General features: G+C 63.6%; 4 protein-coding genes. All 4 read right to left on the bottom strand.

Translation table 11 applies throughout. The annotated features are described in order from the left end of the window. A partial coding sequence (locus I6U14_RS09295) for a winged helix-turn-helix domain-containing protein (protein ID WP_296898712.1) occupies nt 1-331 on the bottom strand: 331 nt, incomplete at its 3' end. Between the two features lie 267 nt (nt 332-598). After that, complete coding sequence (locus I6U14_RS09290; RefSeq protein WP_296898711.1) at nt 599-1,312, bottom strand: anaerobic ribonucleoside-triphosphate reductase activating protein; 714 nt, start codon at nt 1,310-1,312, stop codon at nt 599-601. 84 nt (nt 1,313-1,396) lie between these two features. Next, nucleotides 1,397-1,594 (bottom strand): anaerobic ribonucleoside-triphosphate reductase, encoded by a 198-nt coding sequence (gene nrdD / locus I6U14_RS09285; RefSeq protein WP_296898709.1) that lies wholly within the window; start codon nt 1,592-1,594, stop codon nt 1,397-1,399. A gap of 154 nt (nt 1,595-1,748) precedes the next feature. Further along, the coding region (locus I6U14_RS09280) for a ribonucleoside triphosphate reductase (protein WP_296898707.1) at nt 1,749-4,003 on the bottom strand (2,255 nt) is incomplete at its 5' end.

The raw sequence follows: 4,003 nt of genomic DNA, 5'->3' as shown, positions 1-4,003 counted from the left end.
TCATTTCCCCCGTCACAGATTTGAACATGTCGTATATGTCAACATCGCTCAACGTGGCGGTTTCCCCGCCATTCGGGGTCCGCCAAATGCCGCGCTCGGATGGATCGATGAATCCCCCTTTCGCCAGGTAAAACCTGGCCCAGGCGATTTGATTCTTAACTCGAGAGTTACCGTTCTTGGTCGTCTCTTGTTGTTCTTCTTCCGGGATAGCAAGCGTCTCAATAACTGCGTCCGTGACCTCAGCCGGTTTGCCAGAGCCGCCAAGGTCTCTGAGGGCGTCCAGCACTGGAAGGGCGAAACGGAGAAATTTTGGTCCCTTGGCGCGCTTCATTCTGGTTCGAATTGCGTTCGTTAGCTAACAATTGATCGTACCGTTTCCGGATAACCTACCACCGCCGGGCGGCCATGGACAAGAAGGCGCTACTGGCGGTGAACTCCTTCCGTAGAACCCGCCAGTTCGGCAGGTTACACCGAAGAAGGAGCTCCCTGCCGCACGGCATCACACCGGGCCTCCCGCTGCAGGTTGCTGGGCCGGCGCTTGCAGTCCAGCACGATACGCCCGTCCGCCACAGCGCTCGGAAACCTGCTCTCGCGACGATCAAGCGGCTCGCAGGAGGAACCGATCGAATCGGCGCGCGGCGTTCAAGACGTCTGGGTCGGATTCCGCCAGCCGGCGCGGCCGCCCCGACGAATCCATTTCTCCAACCTCACGGCACTGCTGCAGCGCCCAACAGCCGACCCCAGCCTCGGCAAGCCGCTCCGACAACCGGTCGAGGTACGCCGGATCATCCATGCCCGGCATCGGCGGGGTCCTGACATCCAAGTCAACTCTCGCATCCAGCAGCACACGCATGCCCTGCCAAGCGCCGTCCCCGGAGGCCGGCACGCCGGGAACGCGCGGGTAGTCCTCGGGCAGGGCCTTGATGTCGAGTCCCACCCAGTCCACCAGCGGCAGGAGCTGCGCGAGGCGCTCCGGGTAGGGGCCGCCGGTGTGCAGCCCGACCTTGAAGCCGAGCTCGCGGACCTCGGCCATGGCCGCGGGCAGCGCCTGCTGGGCGGTGGGCTCTCCGCCGGAGAAGACGACCGCGTCCAGCAAACCGCGGCGGTGTTCCAGGAAAGCCAACACCTCCGGCCAGGCCGGCTCCGAAGGGCCTTCCGGGTCCTGAAGGTCGGCGTTGTGACAATAGGGACAGCGCCAGGGGCAGCCACGGCAATAGACCACCGCCGCCAGCTCGCCCGGGTAGTCAACGCTGGTCAGCGGCGTGAGACCGCCGATGCGTAGGGAGGCTTGCCGTTCAGATGTCGTCCGCATCGGGTCAGGCTCCGGCGTACTCGGTGAGCACGCCTCGCCTTGCCTGTCTGCGCTCGCTCGCACCTGTTTCCCCCAAGGCGCGGATCAGGCTGCCTGCGCGGCATGGCGCCGGCGCTCGATGTGGGCGCCGGTCGGTTGCTCGCTGAAGCAGACGCGGTCGCGGTGCTCGGACTGCTTGCCCGCGTTGAAGGCGCTCACCGGCCGGTGGTAGCCCATGACGCGGGTCCAGACCTCGCAGCGGGTGCGCTCTTCGTCGTGGATTTCGATGGTGTCGATGGTCATGGATTAGGCTCCTGGGTTGGTGGGGGTTTCAAAGTTCGAAGTGCGAAGTTCGAAAAGTACGAGGTACGGAGTACGGGGGCGGCTGTCAGCCTGTTCGGTCTTCGCTATTAGCCGCTCGTGTTTTCCTCGCGTTGATTTGCGCGAACGTCTGTACTCAGCCTGTCGCGCGTTGCGGCTGCTGGACATCGTGCTGCTGTGGGTGCTCCGGGAGTGCTGCCAGCTGCGCCCGTTTCTTTTCCACCAGCTCCGCATCGCACTTCGGGCAGAACTCGTGCTCACCTTCGATGTAGCCGTGGTGCGGGCAGATGGAGAAGGTGGGCGTGACGGTGATGTAGGGCAGCCGGAAGTTGGTGAGCGCGCGGCGCACCAGGCGCTTACAGGCGTCTGTGGAGCTGACCTGCTCACCCATGTAGAGGTGCAGCACGGTGCCGCCGGTGTACTTGGATTGCAGCTCCTGCTGCATCCCGAGCGCCTCGAAGGCGTCGTCGGTGTAGCCCACCGGCAGCTGGGAGGAGTTGGTGTAATACGGCGCCTCCTCGGTGCCGGCCTGGATGATATCCGGCCAGCGCTTCTTGTCCTCGCGCGCAAAGCGGTAGGTGGTCCCCTCCGCCGGGGTCGCTTCCAGGTTGTACATGTGCCCGGTCTCTTCCTGGAACTGCACCATCCGCTCGCGCACATGATCGAGCAGCCGCGCCGCGAAGCCACGGCCCCAGGCGGTGGTGATGTCCTCGGTGTCGTGGGTGAAGTTGCGGATCAGCTCGTTGATACCGTTAACGCCGATGGTGCTGAAGTGGTTGCGGAGGGTGCCGAGATAGCGCTTGGTGTAGGGGAAGAGCCCGGCGTCCATGTGGCGCTGAATCACTTTTCGCTTCAGCTCCAAGCTCTTCTTAGCCAGGTCCATCAGCTCGTTCAGACGCCCGAGCAGCCCCGCCTCGTTGCCGGCATAGTTGTAACCGAGCCGCGCGCAATTGATGGTGACCACGCCGAGGGAGCCCGTCTGCTCCGCGGAGCCGAAGAGCCCGTTACCGCGGGCCAGCAGCTCGCGCAGGTCCAGCTGCAACCGGCAGCACATGCTGCGGACCATGTTGGGCGAGAGCTCTGAATTGATGAAGTTCTGGAAGTACGGCAGACCGTACTTGGCCGTCATCGCGAACAGCAGCTCCGCGTTCTCGCTCTCCCACGGAAAGTCCGGCGTGATGTTGTAGGTGGGGATCGGGAAGGTGAAGATCCGGCCCTTGGCGTCACCCTCGGTCATCACCTCGATGTAGGCGCGGTTGATCATGTCCATCTCGGCCTGGAGCTCGCCGTAAGTGAAGGCTTGCTCCTGGCCGCCGATGACCGGGACCTGATCGCGCAAATCTTCCGGGCAGACCCAGTCGAAGGTCAGGTTCGTAAAGGGGGTATTGCCGGTGATGAAGGTCTTGCCGCGGCGGCGCGCAACGAAGGTGCCGTTGCGGGTGGTCGGACACCAGACCTTGCCCTTGTAGGGCTTGCGCTCGATGAGCTGGATATAGGTCTCGCGGTTGCGGATAACGTTGAGTACATGGACGCCGGAGTCCTTGCGGGTATAGACCGTGCTTCCGTAGCCCGCCAGCGCGCACAGCTCCTGCAGAGCATCGAGATTGGCGGCATCGTTGGTGTAGATGCGCGTGCGCCCGTTCGGCTCAACACTGCCGTCGCCCTTCACATAGGTGTCGAGGAACAAGCGGATCTGTCGCGCGGAGAGGGTGCGTATGAGGCCCGGCACGCACTTACGCTCGAGGTGCGCCAGCACCAAGTCGCTGCCCTCGGCGTTAAGTCGATACCGACGTACGGGATGATTGGCATAGGTACCGGTCTGTTGGCGCTCATGCCAGGTCAGTCCCAGCTCGGTCAGCAACCATTCGATCTCCGCGGCGTTCTCGCGATTGCCGATGGATTGCCATAGGCTGACGCGGCGACGACCGTCATGCAGATCGATGTTGCCCTCGGCGACCACCCAGGCCAGCAGCATCACCAGCTTGTCATCGACCTCTCTTGTGGAGTCGGTCTCCCAGGCATTGGGCACGATGACCGGAGACTTGAGCTCCGCGACATCCTCGATGTCCTCGAGAATCCAGCGGTCGTCCGAGTTGAAGACCTTGCGCAGGACCTTATGCCGCGGCGTGACCCATTGCTCCTGGGTGCGGTTGCGCAGCACGTACATGTCGCCGTCGAAGTCGTAGGCGGTGACCGCCAGGGGCTCCAGGTACTCCAGCCGGTTGTTGCGCCAATCGAAGGTGGCGATGCGCTCCCCCGGTCCAATCTCGTCGTAGCGCTTCCAGCCCTGCTCGGTCAGGCACTCGGTCTCGGCATCGACGCACTGACAACCCCACCGGCTCGGCACGTTGAGGTTGTAGATCAGCTCCTGGATGTACTGCTTGACCCGCG

It is taken from the genome of Thiohalocapsa sp., from assembly GCF_019695415.1.
Taxonomy (GTDB): domain Bacteria; phylum Pseudomonadota; class Gammaproteobacteria; order Chromatiales; family Chromatiaceae; genus Thiohalocapsa.
Note: the sequence above shows the minus strand (reverse complement) of the source record. Positions and strands in the feature narration are given on the sequence as shown.